This window comes from Mycolicibacterium parafortuitum (assembly GCF_002086815.1).
GTDB classification, from domain to species: Bacteria; Actinomycetota; Actinomycetes; order Mycobacteriales; family Mycobacteriaceae; genus Mycobacterium; species Mycobacterium parafortuitum.
Genome location: NZ_MVID01000002.1, coordinates 1 through 18,125, shown reverse-complemented (window position 1 = coordinate 18,125; position 18,125 = coordinate 1). Strand labels below are relative to the sequence as shown.

General features: G+C 69.3%; 13 protein-coding genes and 1 pseudogene. 10 read left to right on the top strand and 4 right to left on the bottom strand.

Annotation, left to right across the window (positions count from 1 at the left end):
* Window positions 1-113: 113 nt before the first annotated feature.
* From BST38_RS02675 to BST38_RS02660, 4 genes are all read left to right on the top strand, one after another.
* Window positions 114-1,325, top strand: coding sequence for an acetyl-CoA C-acetyltransferase (locus tag BST38_RS02675; RefSeq protein WP_083141714.1), 1,212 nt, complete (start codon window positions 114-116; stop codon window positions 1,323-1,325).
* A 14-nt stretch (window positions 1,326-1,339) separates the two neighbouring features.
* Window positions 1,340-3,487 (top strand): 3-hydroxyacyl-CoA dehydrogenase NAD-binding domain-containing protein, encoded by a 2,148-nt coding sequence (locus BST38_RS02670; protein WP_083141713.1) that lies wholly within the window; start codon window positions 1,340-1,342, stop codon window positions 3,485-3,487.
* A 347-nt stretch (window positions 3,488-3,834) separates the two neighbouring features.
* Window positions 3,835-4,800: a helix-turn-helix domain-containing protein gene (locus BST38_RS02665; RefSeq protein WP_083141712.1), complete on the top strand. Its 966-nt coding sequence runs from the start codon at window positions 3,835-3,837 to the stop codon at window positions 4,798-4,800.
* A gap of 33 nt (window positions 4,801-4,833) precedes the next feature.
* The gene (locus BST38_RS02660) at window positions 4,834-6,315 is read left to right on the top strand and encodes a class I adenylate-forming enzyme family protein (RefSeq protein WP_083141711.1); all 1,482 of its coding nucleotides are present in this window, start codon (window positions 4,834-4,836) and stop codon (window positions 6,313-6,315) included.
* A gap of 4 nt (window positions 6,316-6,319) precedes the next feature.
* On the opposite strand, the gene BST38_RS02655 is transcribed toward BST38_RS02660, so the two are convergent.
* Entirely contained in the window at window positions 6,320-6,745 is a 426-nt protein-coding gene (locus BST38_RS02655; RefSeq protein WP_083141710.1) for a pyridoxamine 5'-phosphate oxidase family protein, read from the bottom strand.
* A 77-nt stretch (window positions 6,746-6,822) separates the two neighbouring features.
* Here BST38_RS02655 and BST38_RS02650 point away from each other — a divergent pair, with 77 nt between their 5' ends.
* Entirely contained in the window at window positions 6,823-7,815 is a 993-nt protein-coding gene (locus BST38_RS02650; RefSeq protein WP_083141709.1) for an LLM class F420-dependent oxidoreductase, read from the top strand.
* A 562-nt stretch (window positions 7,816-8,377) separates the two neighbouring features.
* Here BST38_RS02650 and BST38_RS02645 read toward each other — a convergent pair.
* Window positions 8,378-10,027 (bottom strand): DNA repair helicase XPB, encoded by a 1,650-nt coding sequence (locus tag BST38_RS02645; RefSeq protein WP_083141708.1) that lies wholly within the window; start codon window positions 10,025-10,027, stop codon window positions 8,378-8,380.
* Window positions 10,028-10,381: 354 nt separating this feature from the next.
* On the opposite strand from BST38_RS02645, the gene BST38_RS02640 reads away from it, so the two are divergent.
* The gene (locus BST38_RS02640; protein ID WP_083141707.1) at window positions 10,382-13,462 is read left to right on the top strand and encodes a hypothetical protein; all 3,081 of its coding nucleotides are present in this window, start codon (window positions 10,382-10,384) and stop codon (window positions 13,460-13,462) included.
* A 6-nt stretch (window positions 13,463-13,468) separates the two neighbouring features.
* On the opposite strand, the gene BST38_RS02635 is transcribed toward BST38_RS02640, so the two are convergent.
* Entirely contained in the window at window positions 13,469-15,736 is a 2,268-nt protein-coding gene (locus tag BST38_RS02635; protein ID WP_083141706.1) for a helicase-associated domain-containing protein, read from the bottom strand.
* Between the two features lie 65 nt (window positions 15,737-15,801).
* Here BST38_RS02635 and BST38_RS02630 point away from each other — a divergent pair, with 65 nt between their 5' ends.
* The 4 genes from BST38_RS02630 to BST38_RS02615 are packed head-to-tail and all read left to right on the top strand — an operon-like array spanning window position 15,802 to window position 17,373.
* Complete coding sequence (locus tag BST38_RS02630; protein WP_083141705.1) at window positions 15,802-15,987, top strand: hypothetical protein; 186 nt, start codon at window positions 15,802-15,804, stop codon at window positions 15,985-15,987.
* Window positions 15,988-15,989: 2 nt separating this feature from the next.
* Entirely contained in the window at window positions 15,990-16,472 is a 483-nt protein-coding gene (gene moaC / locus BST38_RS02625; protein WP_083141704.1) for a cyclic pyranopterin monophosphate synthase MoaC, read from the top strand.
* Window positions 16,469-16,951: a MogA/MoaB family molybdenum cofactor biosynthesis protein gene (locus BST38_RS02620; protein WP_083142078.1), complete on the top strand. Its 483-nt coding sequence runs from the start codon at window positions 16,469-16,471 to the stop codon at window positions 16,949-16,951. Before moaC ends, BST38_RS02620 begins: the two co-directional genes overlap by 4 nt.
* Window positions 16,948-17,373, top strand: coding sequence for a molybdenum cofactor biosynthesis protein MoaE (locus BST38_RS02615; RefSeq protein WP_083141703.1), 426 nt, complete (start codon window positions 16,948-16,950; stop codon window positions 17,371-17,373). Before BST38_RS02620 ends, BST38_RS02615 begins: the two co-directional genes overlap by 4 nt.
* Window positions 17,374-17,444: 71 nt before the next feature.
* On the opposite strand, the pseudogene BST38_RS02610 reads toward BST38_RS02615, so the two are convergent.
* Window positions 17,445-18,125: pseudogene (locus BST38_RS02610) on the bottom strand (transglycosylase family protein); the annotation flags it as partial.

The window sequence follows — 18,125 nt, the reverse complement described above, 5'->3', positions numbered from 1 at the left end:
CCTCCAGGTGGCCCAACCAAGCGGTTGGGCGAGGCTGCTAGCATCGCGCACAGAGGAGCAGCCTCCCCGCGGATGACTGTCCGCGAAACCCCTGAACAGGACCTGGAGAACACATGTCCGAAGAAGCCTTCATCTATGAAGCCATCCGCACCCCACGCGGCAAGCAGCGCGGCGGCGCGCTCAACGAGATCAAGCCGGTCAACCTGGTCGTCGGCCTGATCGACGAGCTCCGCACCCGCTTCCCCGACCTGGACGAGAACCTGATCAGCGACCTGATCCTCGGCGTCGTCTCGCCGGTCGGTGACCAGGGTGGCGACATCGCCCGCACCGCGGGCCTGGTCGCGAAGCTCCCCGAAACCACCGGCGGCGTCCAGCTCAACCGCTTCTGCGCCTCCGGCCTGGAGGCCGTGAACATGGCCGCGCAGAAGGTCCGCTCCGGCTGGGACGACCTGGTGCTGGCCGGCGGCGTCGAATCCATGAGCCGCGTGCCGATGGGATCCGACGGCGGCGCCTGGGCGGCCGACCCGGAGACCAACTACCGCATCGGCTTCGTCCCGCAGGGCATCGGCGCCGACCTGATCGCCACCATCGAGGGCTTCTCCCGCGAGGACGTCGACGCCTACGCGGCGCGCTCGCAGGAGCGCGCGGCCGCAGCGTGGTCGGGCGGCTACTTCGCCAAGTCCGTCGTCCCGGTCAAGGATCAGAACGGCCTGGTCGTTCTCGACCATGACGAGCACATCCGCCCCGGCACCACGGTGGAAAGCCTGGGCAAGCTGAAGTCCGCGTTCGAGGGCGTCGGCGCGATGGGCGGCTTCGACGACGTGGCGCTGCAGAAGTACCACTTCGTGGAGAAGATCAACCACGTCCACACCGGCGGCAACAGCTCGGGCATCGTCGACGGCGCCGCGCTGGTGCTGATCGGCTCCGAGAAGGCGGGGGCCGCGCAAAACCTGACCCCGCGGGCGCGCATCGTCGCGACCGCCACCTCCGGCGCCGACCCGGTCATCATGCTGACCGGCCCGACCCCGGCCACCAAGAAGGTGCTCGACCGTGCCGGCCTGACCGTCGACGACATCGACCTGTTCGAGCTCAACGAGGCGTTCGCGTCGGTGGTGCTGAAGTTCCAGAAGGACCTGGGCATCCCGGACGAGAAGCTCAACGTCAACGGTGGCGCCATCGCGATGGGCCACCCGCTGGGCGCCACCGGCGCCATGATCACCGGAACCATGGTCGACGAGCTCGAGCGCCGCGGCGCTCGCCGTGCGCTGATCACGCTGTGCGTGGGCGGCGGCATGGGTGTTGCGACCATCATCGAGCGAGTCTGAGGAGCCTGAAAGACATGGCAGAGAACACGATCAAGTGGGACAAGGATGCCGACGGCATCGTCACCCTGACGCTGGACGACCCCACGGGTTCGGCCAACGTGATGAACGAGCACTACCGCGAGTCGATGCACAACGCGGTGGAAAAGCTTGCTGCGGAAAAGGATTCGATCACCGGTGTGGTGATCGCCAGCGCGAAGAAGACCTTCTTCGCAGGCGGTGACCTCAAGGGCATGATCAAGGTGGGTCCCGAGGACGCCGCCGAGATGTTCGCCGAGGTCGAGGCCATCAAGGCCGACCTGCGCAAGCTGGAAACCCTTGGCGTTCCGGTTGTTTCGGCCATCAACGGTGCCGCCCTCGGTGGCGGCCTGGAGATCGCGCTGGCCACCCATCACCGCATCGTCGCCGATGTGCGCGGCGTGGTGATCGGGCTGCCCGAGGTGACCCTGGGCCTGCTGCCCGGTGGCGGCGGTGTCGCGCGCACCGTACGCATGTTCGGCATCCAGAAGGCGTTCATGGAGATCCTGTCCCAGGGCACCCGGTTCAAGCCGGGTAAGGCCAAGGAGATCGGTCTGGTCGACGAATTGGTCGGCAGCGTCGAGGAATTGATCCCCGCCGCGAAAGCCTGGATCAAGGCCAACCCGGAGGCGCACACCCAGCCGTGGGACGCCAAGGGCTACAAGATGCCCGGCGGTACCCCGACCAGCCCGGCGCTGGCCGCGATCCTGCCGTCGTTCCCCGCGCTGCTGAAGAAGCAGCTCAAGGGTGCGCCGATGCCGGCACCGCGCGCCATCCTCGACGCCGTGGTCGAAGGTGCGCTGGTGGACTTCGACACCGCGACCCGCATCGAGAGCCGCTACTTCGTCAGCCTGGTCACCGGCCAGGTCGCCAAGAACATGATCCAGGCGTTCTTCCTGGATCTGCAGGCGATCAACGGCGGCGCATCCCGGCCCGACGGCATCGCCAAGCAGGAGATCAAGAAGATCGGCGTGCTCGGCGCAGGCATGATGGGCGCCGGTATCGCCTACGTGTCGGCCAAGGCCGGTTACGACGTCGTGCTCAAGGATGTTTCGCAGGAAGCAGCCGACAAGGGCAAGGCGTACTCGGAGAAGATCGAGGCCAAGGCGCTCGAGCGCGGACGCACCACCAAGGAGCGCTCCGACGCGCTGCTCGCCAAGATCACTCCGACCGCGGACGCCGCCGACCTCAAGGGCGTCGACTTCGTGATCGAGGCCGTCTTCGAGAACCAGGAACTCAAGCACAAGGTGTTCCAGGAGATCGAGGACATCGTCGAGCCGAACGCGCTGCTGGGCTCCAACACCTCCACGCTGCCGATCACCGGTCTCGCGACCGGGGTGAAGCGCCAGGAGGACTTCATCGGCATCCACTTCTTCAGCCCGGTCGACAAGATGCCGCTGGTGGAGATCATCAAGGGCGAGAAGACCTCCGACGAGGCGCTGGCCCGGGTGTTCGACTACACGCTGGCCATCGGTAAGACCCCGATCGTGGTCAACGACAGCCGCGGCTTCTTCACCAGCCGCGTCATCGGCACCTTCGTCAACGAGGCGCTCGCGATGCTGGGTGAGGGTGTGCCCGCGGCCAGCATCGAGCAGGCGGGTGCGCAGGCCGGCTACCCGGCAGCGCCGCTGCAGCTCTCCGACGAGCTCAACCTGGAGCTGATGCAGAAGATCGCGACCGAGACCCGCAAGGCCGCCGAGGCCAGCGGTGCGGCCTACGAGCCGCATCCGGCCGAGGCCGTCGTGAACAAGATGATCGAGATCGGTCGTCCGTCGCGGCTCAAGGGCGCGGGCTTCTACGAGTACGTCGACGGCAAGCGCGTGGGTCTGTGGCCGGGCCTGGCCGACACCTTCGGCTCCGGCGCGGTCGATATCCCGCTGCAGGACATGATCGACCGCATGCTGTTCGCCGAGGCGCTGGAGACCCAGAAGTGCCTCGACGAGGGCGTGCTGACCTCGACCGCCGATGCGAACATCGGCTCGATCATGGGCATCGGCTACCCGCCTTACACCGGCGGTTCCGCGCAGTTCATCGTCGGCTACGAGGGTGAACTCGGTATCGGCAAGGACGCGTTCGTCGCACGGGCCAAGCAGCTGGCCGAGCGCTACGGCGACCGGTTCAACCCCCCGGCGTCGCTGACGTCGTAGTTTCTCCACGCGAAAGCCCCCGCGACCTGGTGTCGCGGGGGCTTTTGCGTTGTCCAGGTGCGCCGGGTGCACGGTTTCTGCGCGGAAACCGCCGGCCGGATTCGCTCAAAATGCGTGCGTTCGGCGCGACGGGGAGTCTGGTGATGCGGGAATCCCGTGGGCGAGGCCGTTTCCGGTGTGGATGCCGGCGGCGATCCGCACGATAGGGCCGAACATGCTGTGGGACAACAGCTTCGTCCAGAGACGGGCCCGGGACGAGGGCTTTCTGTACAACATGCGATCCAGCATGCGCGGAAGACGCCGTCGCCGACAGTGGCCCTAGTGCCGATATTCGTTAAGATAGTGACATGCACACCGTGGCGATCCTCGCCTACGACGGGATGTCCGGATTCGAGTCCGGCCTGGCGGCCGAGATCTTCGGGATGACCGAGCTGTCCGCGAGATTCTCGGCGGGCCTGAAACGGCCGTGGTACTCGGTGAAGCTGTGCGCCGAAGCCGACGAACTGCGGTTGCTCGGCGGCGCGACGGTGCGCACCGCGTACGGCCTGTCCGACCTCGCCGACGCCGACACCCTGGTGATCCCGAGCGTGCGCGACGTCGACGACCCTGTGTCGGCCGAGCTCGTCGATGCGATCAAGACCGCCGACGCACGCGGGGCGCGTCTGGTGTCGATCTGCTCGGGAGCGTTCGCGCTCGCCGCGGCCGGCGTGCTCGACGGCCGCAAGGCGACCACGCACTGGATCTACGCCGAACAGCTGCGGCAGACCTACCCCGGCATCGAGATCGATCCGGCGCCGCTCTACGTCGACAACGGCCGCGTGCTCACCAGCGCGGGCTGCGCGGCAGGCCTGGATCTGTGCCTGCACATCGTGCGCTGCGACCACGGCGTGCGGGTCGCCAACGACGTCGCGCGACGGCTGGTGATCTCCCCGCACCGAGCCGGGGGACAGGCCCAGTACATCGAGACGCCGGTGCCCGAGCCGGCGACCGACGGGCGCATCGCCGCCGGAATGGCCTGGGCCCTCGAACATCTCGATCAGCCGATCACCCTCGACGAGCTCGCCGAGCGGTCCGCGCTGTCGCGGCGCAGCTATCTGCGTCAGTTCGCGAAAGCCACCGGCACGACACCGATCAAATGGCTGATCGGCCAGCGCGTGCAGGCCAGCCTGGAACTACTGGAGTCCTCGGACCTGTCGATCGAGCAGATCGCCGACCGGGTCGGGTTCGAGTCCGCGGTGACCTACCGGCACCACTTCGTCCGTCAGATCCACACCACCCCCAGCGACTATCGCAGCGCGTTCACCGGTTCGTGACGTCGTACGGAGGCGATACCGCAGAATGAATGAGTGACCGAAGGGCTTACCGAAAGCATCGCGGCAGCGCTGGACGGCTACGGGGACCGGCCGTGCATCGAGTTCGACGGACGCTGGTACTCCGGCCACGAGGTGGCGGCGTACGGCACCGCGATCACCTCGGGCCTGCGTGCGGCGGGCGTTCCCGACGACGCCCCCGTCGGCCTGATCGTGCGCAACCGACTCCCACACGCGGCGGCCATCGCCGGTTTTCTGGCTGCCGGTCGGACCGTCGCGATGATCTACTCGTTTCAGTCCGCCGAGGCGGTCGCCGGTGACGTCGAGAAGCTCAACCTGGCCGCGGTGGTGGCCGACGCCGAGGACTGGGCCGAACCGGTGGTGCACGCCGCACAGCGCATCGGCAGTGCGGGCCTGGCGATCTCGCTGCACGCCCCGATCGTGTCGGCCGTCGGACGTCTGGAACGCCGCGACACCTCCCGGCGCCATGCCCCCGCCGAACCCGGCATCGCGCTGAAGATCCTGACCAGCGGCACTACCGGGCCGCCGAAGCGGCAGTCGATCCCGACCCATGTGCTCAGCCGCACGGTGTTCAGCGTGACGGCGGGGGAGAGGGCTTCCGAGGGCGCGCCGCCGGAGTTCGCGTACTGGCAGTTCGGCGGCATCGGGGTGTGCCAGCTGATCGCCGGTATCTACAACGGTCGCCGGATCGCGATGCTGGAGCGGTTCTCCGTCGAGGGCTGGGTGGACGCGGTCCGACGGCACCGGGTGGCGCGCGCCGGTGTGCAGCCCGCCGTGATCCGGATGCTGCTCGACGCCGATGTGCCGAAGGAGGACCTCGCATCGCTGGAGTTCCTGATCAGCGCATCGGGCCCACTCGACCCCGAGACCCGCGACGAGTTCGAGGCGAAGTACGGGGTCCCGATCCGATTAGCTTACGGCGCAACCGAGTTCGCCGGATCGCTGTGCGCGTGGACCGACGACATGATCGCCGAGTTCGGCCACAGCAAGCGCAACAGCGTCGGACGCGCCCTTCCCGACACCGCCCTGCGGATCGTCGACGCGGATACCGGCGCCGAACTGCCCGCCGGGCAGCCGGGACTGCTGGAGGCACGGGTCGCGCCGATCGGTCCGGACTGGATCCGGACCACCGACATCGCCAGCATCGACACCGACGGGTTCGTCACCCTGCACGGGCGCGCCGACGGCGCGATCAACCGGGGCGGGTTCAAGGTGCAGCCCGAGGAGGTCCGGCGCGTGCTGATATCGCACCCCGCGGTCCGCGACGCATGCGTGGTCGGTGTGCCCGACGCCCGCCTGGGTCAGGTACCGTTCGCCGCGATCGAGGTCGAGCCGGGACGCGACACCCCGCCCGATGAGGAGCTCAAAGACCTTGTGCGGCAGGAACTGCCCGTCTACACCGTCCCGGTGGCGTTCGCCGCCGTCGACGAGCTGCCGCGCAATCCGGCGTTGAAGGTCAGCCTGCCCGCCGTCGCGGCGCTCTACCCCGGCGGATGAAGCCCTACAGCGATCCGAGGTCCGAGGACAACCAGTGCTTGGGCTCGACGAACACGGCCACGCTATCCCCGTGCTCGCGGCGGGCGAATTCCAGGTAGCCCTCGACCTTGTCGGGCGGCAGGTAGCGCTTGGTCATCTCGACGAGTTGGTCGTCGGTGCCGGGCTCGATACGCAGTACCGGCCCGTCCACCGCGACGTAGCGCACGGAGGGCTCGAGCCGCTCGACCATCAGCGAGACGAAGCCGGCGGCCTCGATCAGCTGATGCTTACGTGAGCCGGCGCCGGTGGAGAACCACAGCTCACCGCCCGGCGTGTACTGGTACCAGATCGGGACGGTCAACGGTCCACGATCGGGACCGTTGGCGACGGACAGCGCTGCGATATGCGGTTCGGCGAGGAACTGTCGGCGTTCTTCTTTGGAAAGTGGCATATATCGCACGCTACTCACGGCGGGCGACACGTTCGGCGACGTTTCGCAGATGCGAACGGCGACATAGAGTCGGGGGCATGCGCTTCGGATTGTTCATCCCGCAAGGCTGGCGTCTCGACCTCGTCGGAATCGAACCGCGTGACCAGTGGCGAGTGATGAGCGAACTCGCAGGCTATGTCGACTCCGGCGACGCATGGGATTCTCTGTGGGTCTACGACCACTTCCACACCGTGCCGGTGCCGACCGCCGAGGCCACCCACGAAGCCTGGTCGTTGATGTCCGCCTACGCCGCGACGACCTCGCGGATCAAGCTGGGGCAGATGTGCACCGCGATGAGCTACCGCAACCCGGCCTATCTCGCCAAGGTGGCCGCGACTGCCGACATCATCTCGGGCGGGCGGATCCAGATGGGTATCGGCGGTGGCTGGTACGAACACGAGTGGCGGGCCTACGGCTACGGGTTCCCGTCGGCGGGGGTTCGGCTGGGCCGCCTCGACGAAGGCGTCCAGATCATGCGGGACGCCTGGCGCGACGGCACGGTGTCGTTCGACGGTAAGCACTACCAGGTCAGTGGAGCGATCGTGGAGCCGCGGCCGCTGCAGGAGGACGGGATCCCGCTCTGGATCGCCGGTGGCGGTGAGAAAGTCACCCTGAAGATCGCCGCCAAATACGCGCAGTACACCAACTTCACCTCCGATCCCGAAGGTTTCAAGCACAAGTCGGACGTGCTGGCCGGGCACTGTAAGGACGTCGGCACCGATTTCGACGCGATCGTGCGCTCGGCCAACATCAACGCCGTGGTCGGAAGCTCCGAGTCCGACGTCAAGGATCGGCTGGCCCGCGTGCGCTCGCGGATCAGTTCGCTCACCGGCGACGCGGCCGCGGACGCGATGCTCGATTCGATGAGCACCCCGCAGGCCGGCAGCGGCACCCCGGAGCAACTGGTCGAGACGCTGCAGCGATTGCAGGGTCTGGGCTGCGAGTACGTGATCTGCTATTTCCCCGAAGCCGCCTACGACAGATCCGGCATCGAACTGTTCGAGCGCGAGGTCATCCCGGCCCTGTCGTGATGCGCCGCGTCACAGAAGGCAAATACTGACTCTGACGTCAGGCCGACGCCGGACCCGCTGCTGCCGGACGGCATGTGCCGTCCGCCGGTTGTGCCCGACGGAAGCCGCCGTCGGCGGGGTCGTGGCAACCTCCAGATAGCGATTTGCGCGCGCCGACACGCCGGGCCCGCGACGGCCTCCGCGGCGCTCGGGAGCGCCTCCCGGGCTCAGGTTTCCGGTGACTGGAACGGGCGGGGCCACCCTCCGCAACTGAATTGATGCAGGCGAAAATTTGCTGATTGTAGCCGCAAATATCGCTCTGAACAGGGTGGAAGCTGCGGCGCGACGGGCTGTGAAGTTAGCCTTACTTTTTCGGTGGGAAGGATCTTCGTCACATTTCGCTATCGTGGTCACGATATTGGTTTAAGCTTCTGCGTGCTGGACGCGCGCTTGAAGCGTGGCGTGCGTCCAGCAAACCAAACTTCTCGCCGCGGGCGTCGAGGCCTCCGCCTCCGCCGCGATGTCGCTCCCGGACTGCCGCCGCGGCCCGGATCGGCAGGCTGGTGAAGAACCAGCAACCAGATCAGATCGCCGGCCCGAGCAGGTCGTCGGCATCCTTGATGACATAGCCGTAGCCCTGCTCGGCGAGGAAGCGCTGCCGGTGCGCCGCGTACTCGGCGTCGAGGCTGTCACGCGACACCACCGAGTAGAACACCGCGCCACCGCCGTCGGCCTTGGGCCGCAGCAGCCGGCCCAGGCGCTGGGCCTCCTCCTGGCGTGATCCGAAGGTCCCTGAAACCTGCACCGCGACACTGGCTTCCGGGAGGTCGATGGAGAAGTTCGCGACCTTGGAGACCACCAGGGTGCGTATCTCGCCGCGCCGGAAACCGTCGAACAGCTCCTCGCGTTCGGCGGTCTTGGTCGAGCCCTGGATCACCGGCGCGCCGAGTTCGGCCCCGAGCTCGTCGAGCTGGTCGAGGTAGGCGCCGATCACCAGCGTCGGCTCGTTCGGGTGCCGATCCAGGATCGACTTCACCACGGCGATCTTGGTGTGCGCCGTCGCGCACAGCTTGTACCGCTCCTCCGGCTCGGCCGTCGCGTAGAGCATCCGTTCGTTGTCGGTCATCGTGACCCGCACCTCGATGCACTCCGCCGGCGCGATCCAGCCCTGGGCCTCGATGTCCTTCCACGGGGCGTCATACCGCTTCGGCCCGATCAGCGAGAACACATCGCCTTCACGGCCGTCCTCGCGGATCAGCGTCGCGGTCAGGCCGAGACGGCGCCGCGACTGCAGGTCGGCGGTCATCCGGAACACCGGTGCGGGAAGCAGGTGCACCTCGTCATAGATGATCAGGCCCCAGTCGCGGCTGTCGAACAGCTCGAGGTGCTTGTACTCACCCTTGGTGCGCCGGGTGATCACCTGATACGTCGCGATCGTGACGGGCCGAATCTCCTTGCGCTCACCGGAGTACTCGCCGATCTCTTCTTCGGTCAGCGACGTGCGCGCGATCAGCTCGCGCTTCCACTGCCGCCCCGCGACGGTGTTCGTGACCAGGATCAGCGTCGTCGCGCCGGCCTTGGCCATCGCCGCCGCGCCGACGAGCGTCTTGCCCGCACCGCACGGCAGCACCACGACGCCTGAGCCGCCGTCCCAGAACGAGTCGGCGGCCATCTGCTGGTAATCGCGCAGCTCCCACCCATCCTGCTGCAGGTCGATCGGGTGCGCTTCACCGTCGACGTAGCCCGCGAGATCCTCAGCAGGCCAACCGATCTTGAGCAGCATCTGCTTGACCCGGCCGCGTTCGCTGTTGTGCACGATCACCGTGTCGTCGTCGAGCCGCGCGCCCAGCATCGGGGCGATCTTCTTGTTCCGCAGCACCTCTTCGAGCACCGCGCGGTCGAAGCTGACCAGGGTCAGACCGTGCGCGGGATGCTTGACCAACTGCAGCCGGCCGTAGCGGGCCATCGTGTCGACGATGTCGACGAGCAACGGCTGCGGCACGGCGTACCGGGAGAACGACACCAACGCGTCGACGACCTGCTCGGCATCGTGTCCGGCTGCCCGCGCGTTCCACAGCGCGAGCGGGGTGATGCGGTAGGTGTGGACGTGCTCGGGCGCGCGCTCCAACTCGGCGAACGGGGCGATCGCGGCACGCGCCGCCCCCGCCTGCTCGTGGTCGACCTCGAGCAGCACGGTCTTGTCGGATTGCACGATGAGCGGGCCGTCAGTCACGCGCGCTCCCGCGGTGATGCCTGGATGAAGTCACGTTTGTCCATTATTCCGGGTCGGCCGACATGGTCGCCGCGCCCGCGATCCGGGCTGAGGACGTCGAGATTGCGGGAACACCGTCGGCGGTCCGATCGCGGGCAGTCAGGCCCGACATATTGTCGGAGGCTCTAATTCGCTGGGCCGGCATCGCCGCTGTTCAGAAGTCCTCGTCAGATTGCAACGCCGCCGGCGCCGCTTTCCGCCCTTGCGCATCTGTGATGAGGGTCACTATTTTGCTCTTAGTGTCCTTCGCTGAGGGAGAACCCACCGGCCCGACGGGCCGACCCCGGACACTGTGCACAGAGCGGAGGTCGATCGATGCGCGCGTCCCGTCCCGTCCCGCAGCCGGCGCAGGCCCGGTACGCCCTCTACGTCGGCCGCGTCGGTGCGCTGGCGGTGGCGCTCGGAATCGGGATCGCCGTCGCGAACTCGGCCACCGCGTACGCCGACTCCGACGGCGACTCCTCTTCATCCGGAGCGACGTCATCCGGGTCGACCTCGTCGGCGACATCGACCGCTGACGCCGGCCCCGCCAAGCCCGCCTCCACCAGGTCCTCGGCGTCGACCGGCGGTTCCACCAAGGACGCCGCCCGCGACGCCGACGACTCCGATGAAACAGCCGATACCGCCGGCGACGACGACGCATCCGACAGGTCGGCCCGCTTCTCGGCCGCCGAAGACGACGAGGCCGAGGCCGCGGCGGACCCCGAGGTGCTCACCGAGGTCGAGACCGCCGACGAACCTGAGGTGCCGGTCGGCGACGAGGAAACCCCGTCCGCCCCGATCGGCGGCGCGCCACAGAAGCCCGCCGCGCCGGTGCGAAGCGCCCCGGCCGCGGTATCGGAGCCGGCAACGGCCGCCACCGAGGACGCCGCGGCGACGCAGGCCACCGCGACCGTGCCGGTGCTCAACGCCGTGGTGTCGAATGTCGTTGCACCGTTGGTGGATCCCGCGCTTCCCGCGCCGTCCCCGGTCGGTGACGCGGTGCTGGCGTGGGTGCGACGCCTGATCACGCACACGTTCTTCAACAAGACCCCGGTGCTGCTCAAGCCGGTGGAAACCGAGCAGATCATCACCGGCCAGGTGCTGATCACCCTCGACGTCGAAGACCCCAACGGCGACCCGCTGACCTTCGACATCGTGCAACCGGCCAACGGGCTGGTGGTCCGCGTACCCGCCACCAACACGTTCCTGTTCACCCCGACACTGCCGGTCCTCGGCGACCCCATGCCGGTGAAGTTCGACATCGTCGTGCGCGACGACTCCGAACACCTGACCGGCGTGCTCGGCAGCATCCAGAAGCTGCTGCACTCGGTGGCGCGGTTCTTCCGCCTCGCGCAACCCGACAACCGCACCGTCACCGTCGAATTCGACGCCGAACCGATTGTGCAGGCACCACCCACACTGGCCGTCGTCGGACGGCTGCTGCCCTACGTGCTCGGCGGAGACCCGGTGAACCTGCTGACCCTGGCGACCATCGTCGACCTCGACTCGCCGCGGATGAACGAGGCGACGGTCACCATCGGCCTCGGCAGGCAACCCGGCGACAAGCTGGGTTACGTCGCCCCCGACGGGATCCAGATCGGCGTCGAGCAGGTCAACGACTACACGTTGAAACTGAGCGGCCTTGCCAGCCAGGCGGATTACCAGGCCGCGCTGCAGGCGGTCACGTTCAGCACCACCGATCTGGGGTTGGTCGCGCGGACCGTCGAGTTCACCATCACCGACGAACACGGGGTGCCGAACCTGGTGCCCGCGCTGGCCCTGGTGACCGTGCTCGGGCTGCCGCTGGCCGCCCCGCCGACCCTGCTGGCCGCCGGCGGGTTGCCGTACTTCCTGGGTGGCGCGCCGGTCAAACTGCTGTCGGTCGCCGAGATCACCGACCTGGACTCGGCGTCGCTGCAGCGGGTTCTGGTCAAGATGACCCCGCTGACCGCGGTCGCCGGCGACAAGCTCGGGTATGTGGCGCCTGCGGGGATCAGCGTGGGCGTGAACCAGATCGACGACCGCACCATCGAACTGACAGGTGCGCACTCCCTGCAGGACTACGAAACCGCTTTGAAGGCCATCACTTTCAGTGCCACCTCGCTGGGACTGGTGGCCCGCACGGTCGAGATCACCTTGACCGACGCCGACGGCGTCGACAGCCTGCTTCCCACCCCGGTCGCGATGACGGTGCTGCCGGGCCTCGGAGTCGAGCTGCCGCTTCTCGTCACTCCGGTCGGGCTGCCCGTCCACACCTTGGGCAAGCCGCCGGTGAAGCTGCTGACCTCGGTCGCCATCGCGAACGCCGACGACGGCAAGCTGACCGGCGCGGTGGTCGCCATCGGGCTGAACCGGGTGGCCGGTGACAAGCTCGGATACACCGCGGTGCCGGGAAACCCGGTCGGAGTGGTGGCGACCAACGACTGGACCCTGACGTTGTCGGGGGAGGCGACCGTCGAGCAGTACCAGCAGGTTCTGCAGAACATCACGTTCAGCGCCACCCAGATGGGGCTGCCCCGCACCGTGACCATCGACGTCACCGAAGCCGACGGCGACACCAGCCCCGCCCCGGGCATCGTGTTCGCGAGTTCGCTTGTGCCGCTGCCGCCGACGATCGTGGTCACCGCCGTGCCGCCCACCCACACCATCGGCAAGCCCGCGGTGGTGCTCGCCCCGGTGGTGACCATCGAGGATCTGGACTCGCCGGTGCTGGCCGGCGCCACCGTCGCGCTCGGCGCCGGTCGCCAGGCCGGGGACACACTGAGCTACACCACCCCGCCCGGCGGAACCATCACCGCGATCTGGAACGGCACCGACACCCTCACGCTGTCGGGTGCGGCGACCGTCGCCCAGTACGAGGCCGCGCTGGAAGCAGTGCGGTTCGCCGCCACCGGCGGGGCGGGTGTGCCGCGGACGGTCACCATCAACGTGATCGACGATTCCGGGCTCAGCGCACTCGTGCCCGGTGCCGCGGCGGCCCTGGTCAAGAACCCGGACCGGCCGACGGTCGTCACCGTCGGACTGCCCGACCTGTCATTCCCGAAGGTCGGAGCGACGGTCAAGCCGATCACGCTGGCCACCATCGCCGATACCGACTCGACCACGCTGACCGGCGCGTCGGTCAGGATCGCCGAGCGCTTCACCGCCGGCGACACCCTCGGCTACACACCGATCTCCGGCGTGCCGATCGCCGCGTCGTACAACACCGCGACCGGCGAGCTGACCCTCACCGGGACGGCGACCATCGCGCAGTACAAGCAGGCACTGGAGTCCGTCACCTTCCGGGCCACCCAGTACGGCGGCGGGCTGCTCGACGTGCTCGGCGTCACCCGGGTGCTGTCGGTGTTCGTCACCGACGACTCCGGTGTCAGCAACACCCTGCCCGGGGTGGTGCCGGTGACCGTCTTCCGGTAGCCGGACTCAGCTGGCGTTCGCCGACACCACCGACGTGACGCGGTGGATCGCGAACTCCCGCACCCGCCCCGACGCCGGGTCGTAGGCGGTCAGCTGCCCGCCACGCACGTTGATCGGGGACACCACCCGCTGGGTCGCCACCCCGGCGGGATCGACATAGCCGATCACGACGGACTCCTGCAGATGCGCGGCCTGTTGCAGCTCCGAGATCGCGACGGCGGGATCCAGCCGCAGACCCGTCGGCGGCGCCGACGCGACCTTGCGCAGCACGGCGACGATCGCGGCGAGGGTCTGGTCGGTCGGCGCCGTGGAGTGCCGGTAGCCGCGGCGACGGCCCGGTGCGGGCACCCGTGCGCCGCGGCTGCGCAGATCGACGATGGCGCCGGTGGTGTCCTCGGCGGCCGGGGCGAAGCCCGCGACCCGTAACGCGTTGAGCACCTCCGAGATCGGTGCCTGCGACACCGCGACCGTCGGGGCCAGCAGCCGCAACTCCACCTGCTCGGTGGCGGGCGCGGCGACGGCCTGGGCCAGCAGCGCGGCGTCCTCGCAGCGCACGAACGACGACGCCATACCCACGCGCAACTGCCCGTGCCGGCGCGCGACATCGTCGATCAGATACGTCAGGGCCTGCGGGACAGGCGTTTTCGAATGCCGTTCGAACAGTGCGTGTAGCCCGCCCGCGGTCTTGCCGGTGTCCAGCGCGCGCCGCACCGACGACTCGTCGATGCGATAGACCATCGCCGCGCCCGCGGATTCCACGGTTGCGACGGCGGCCAACTGTTCGGCCAGGTCACGCTGCAACGGGCCCGGAACGATGACCGTCAGATCCGCCTGCAGCAGGAAGTGGTCGATCGGGGCGGGCAGCACCTTGTCCATCGCCGCGATCACGACGTCGTCGTCACCGCCGGCGAGCAGACGCCGCAGCGGGGTGCAGAGCGCGCCGCGCCCGACCGCGCCGACGGCGTGCGCCTCGGTGAGCAGATCGGCGACGGGCTCGCGCTGCAGCCTGGCCGCCCATCGGGGGCGCTTCCAGATCATCGCCTGCGACGCGGAGTCGGCGTCCACACCCGCGCCGGAGGCAAGCTCGGCCAGCGTCTCCAGTAACAGCCGGCGGTCCAGCGGTGCGGCGGTTGAGAACAGCGAATCCGACAGTGCGGCAAAGGGTTTTCCGTCAGCGCCACGGCTGCCGATCAAGCTCGGCCGGCCCGGCAGTTCCAGCCATGCCGTCGCCATCTGATGCCATTTGGCGGCAGGCGTCGACTCGATGAACCGGTCGGCGGCCACCGTCGGCGCCCACGCCGACGCGGCGGTGTCGTTCGGATCCGGCTCCGGGATGCCGGGTGCGATCAGACCCGCCCCCGCCGCGACCTCCAGGATCAGGCCCAGCCGGCGTTCGTCGATACCGGTGACCTTGGTCAGCCGTTTGACCTCACGGATCCCCAGGCCGCCACTGCGCAGTTCGGGAACCGGTGCCTCACTGAGGGTTTCGAGAACCACCTCGGTCTCGCGGAGGAAGTCCAGTGCCGCTCCTGCGGCGACGGCGTCGACGTCGGCGGCCTTGGTCCTCGTCACCGTCGGGTCCGGACGGGACAGGCTGACCGGGCCCGGGGTCTCGCCGCGCAGCACCTGGCCGACCACGCGCGGCAGGATCACGGTGTCGTCGTCGAGGCGGCGCAGCAGCCCGGCGGCCAGCAGCCTCGGCACCGGCCGGTCCGGCGGGGTACCGGGCATCGCGTCGCGGGTGCGGCCGATCGGCGAGCCGTCCACCAGCTTGTCCAGCAGGTCGCGCGCGGGGTCGTCGAGCGACGCGAGGGCTTCGGTGATCTCGGCCGCCGACAGCGACGTGCTCTCGACGGTGACCTGGCCCGGGTACCAGGGCAGGCTCGACGCCACCTCGGCGGCGACCCGCAGCGCACCGTCGCCGGTCAGGTCGCCCCACACCAGCGCCCGCACGCACAGGTCCTCGACCGCGGCCCGCAGGTCGGCGCCGTCGGCCCGTTCGCCCAGCAGGGCGGTCAGGTCGGTGAACGTCACGGTGCCGGTGTCGGCATGCAGTGTGAGCAGCGCGTCGAGCACCGCCAGATGCAGGAAGTCCAGGTCGTCGGTGGCCGCTTTGACCGACTGGCGGGCGGCCGCGCGGGCCGCCAACGCCGCGATGCTGCCCGGCGGCGGTTGGGTGAGGTCGGGCCGCAGACGCAACAGCGTGATCAGCTGTTCGTCGTCGGATTCGGCCAACCAGGCGGCCAGGGGCACGCCCGGACTCTTAACACTCATCGCTGACCAGCGTAAAGGAGCCGCCCGACGTCGCCAGTCGGCGATCGGCCTGCCACAATGTCAGCGTGGCTGATGACAAGAAGAACCGTTACGTCGATCCGGGCTGGCCGACGACCGATCCCGATGACCACGCGGTCAGCGAGCTTGCCACCGACCGCACCGGCGCTCTGTCGCCGTTCGGTGAGGTGACATTCCCGTTGCCGGCGGAAGAGCTCCCCTTCATCCAAGCTGTCACCGTCGTCAACAAGTAGCGGTGTCCGACCGCCTCTCGCATCTCGACGAGACCGGCGCCGCCCACATGGTCGACGTCTCGGCCAAGGCCGTGACCAAGCGTGTCGCCGTCGCCGAGGGCACGGTGCACACCACGCCCGACGTCGTCGCGATGATCTCTGCCAACGGGCTGCCCAAGGGTGACGCGCTGGCGACCGCACGGGTGGCGGGCATCCTGGCCGCCAAGCGCACCAGCGATCTCGTGCCGCTGTGTCATCCGCTGGCGATCACCGGCGTCGACATCGATTTCACCGTCGGCGGCCACGACACGCCCGGAGCCGTCGGCATCACCGCCACGGTGCGCACCACCGACCGCACCGGCGTCGAGATGGAGGCCCTGACCGCGGTCAGCGTCGCGGCGCTGACGGTCTACGACATGATCAAGGCGGTGGACCGGGCAGCCCGCATCGACGGGATCCAGGTGGTGCACAAGGAAGGCGGCAAGACCGGGACGTGGACCCGGTGACAACGCGCTACGGCGTCGTCGTCATCGCCTCTACCCGGGCCTCCGGGGGCGTCTACGAGGACCGCTGCGGCCCGATCCTGGTCGACTGGCTCAACGCCCGCGGCATCGGCACCCCGGCGGCGGTCGTGGTCGCCGACGGCGAACCCGTCGCGCAGGCGCTGCGCACCGCCCTCGCCGGGCGCCCCGACGTCATCCTGACCTCCGGCGGCACCGGCATCTCACCGACCGACTCCACCCCGCAGTACACCGCGGAGCTCCTCGACTACCAGATCCCCGGCCTGGCCGACGCGATCCGGCGGTCCGGGCTGCCCCACGTGCCGACCTCGGTGCTGTCCCGCGGCGTCTGCGGCGTCGCCGGGCGCACACTGATCGTCAACCTGCCCGGCTCGGTCGGCGGCGTCAAAGACGGCCTCGGCGTGCTGGCCGACGTGCTCGACCACGCGCTGGACCAACTGCAAGGCAAGGATCACCCGCGATGACCGCCGTCCTGCGCGCCGCGCTGACCGAGACTCCGATCGACACCGCGGAACACGAGACGCTGGTCGCCCACGAGTCCGCGGGCGCGGTGGTCACGTTCGCGGGTGTGGTGCGTGACCACGACGGCGGCCGCGGTGTGACGCGGCTGGAGTACTCGGCCCATCCGAGCGCCGAGCAGACGCTGGCCGACGTCGCCGCCGAGATCGCGGCCGAGAGCCACGGGGTGCGCGCCATCGCGGTCAGCCACCGCGTCGGAATCCTGCACATCGGAGACGCCGCGCTGGTCGCCGCCGTCGCGGCGGATCACCGCGGGGCGGCGTTCGAGACCTGCGCCCGCCTGGTCGACCGCGTCAAGGAGCGGCTACCGGTCTGGAAGCACCAGTTCTTCGCCGACGGCACCGACGAATGGGTGAACAGCGCGTAGCGGAGCGCAGCGGTCAGGCAGCGCGTAGCGGAGCGCAGCGGTCAGGCAGCGCGTAGCGGTCAGCGGCCGGCTCAGGCCGGAGGCAACACCGGGGCGGGGGCCGGGGCACCCGGAGCCGGCAGCGGCGCAGCAGCGGCGTCCGCCGGAGCGGGCGGCGCGGCCAGCGGTGCAGGAGCACCGGGGACAGCCGCGTCAGGCACCGGTGCGCCGGCCGGAGGCATCGCGCCGACCGGGATCGGCGTCCGGGTGTCGTTTGCGGTCAGCGGACGCTGGGTCAGGGCCAGCAGCGCATCCGAACCCGAGATCTCCTGGGTCTGGATCGCGTGCCAGATCTCCTTCAGATACGTGACGTTCGGGCCCTGCTTGGGTCCCTGCGGCAGCGGTGCGGTACCGGGAGGCAGGTTGTCCGGGCTGGCCAGGTGAGGCACCTCGGCCGGAGCCGGAGCCGCCAGCGGATCGGCCGCAGGCGCGGCGACCGCAGCCGGGGCCGGGGCAGGCACCGGTTCCGGGGCGACCGGGGGCAGCGGCGGCGCAACCGGCGCCGGCTGCAGCGGAGCCGCATCCAACCCCAGCGACCACATCTGCGGTTCACCCGGGGCGGGTGCGGGGGCGACGTCCCAGTTGGCCGCGGCGATCACCGCGCTCTGGCGACCTTCGACCGGCACCGGCACGGACACCGGCTCGACCGGAGCAGGCGCGGACAGTGCGTCGAAGGGCACCGCTTCGGGCGCGGGGGCGGGGGCCTCGGGGGC

What these genes read in the sequence shown, in the direction of transcription:
- BST38_RS02675 (WP_083141714.1), top strand. Translation starts at nt 114, where the DNA reads ATGTCCGAAGAAGCCTTCATCTATGAAGCCATCCGCACCCCACGCGGC.
- BST38_RS02670 (WP_083141713.1), top strand. Translation starts at nt 1,340, where the DNA reads ATGGCAGAGAACACGATCAAGTGGGACAAGGATGCCGACGGCATCGTC.
- BST38_RS02665 (WP_083141712.1), top strand. Translation starts at nt 3,835, where the DNA reads ATGCACACCGTGGCGATCCTCGCCTACGACGGGATGTCCGGATTCGAG.
- BST38_RS02655 (WP_083141710.1), bottom strand. Translation starts at nt 6,745, where the DNA reads ATGCCACTTTCCAAAGAAGAACGCCGACAGTTCCTCGCCGAACCGCAT.
- BST38_RS02650 (WP_083141709.1), top strand. Translation starts at nt 6,823, where the DNA reads ATGCGCTTCGGATTGTTCATCCCGCAAGGCTGGCGTCTCGACCTCGTC.
- BST38_RS02640 (WP_083141707.1), top strand. Translation starts at nt 10,382, where the DNA reads ATGCGCGCGTCCCGTCCCGTCCCGCAGCCGGCGCAGGCCCGGTACGCC.
- BST38_RS02635 (WP_083141706.1), bottom strand. Translation starts at nt 15,736, where the DNA reads ATGAGTGTTAAGAGTCCGGGCGTGCCCCTGGCCGCCTGGTTGGCCGAA.
- BST38_RS02615 (WP_083141703.1), top strand. Translation starts at nt 16,948, where the DNA reads ATGACCGCCGTCCTGCGCGCCGCGCTGACCGAGACTCCGATCGACACC.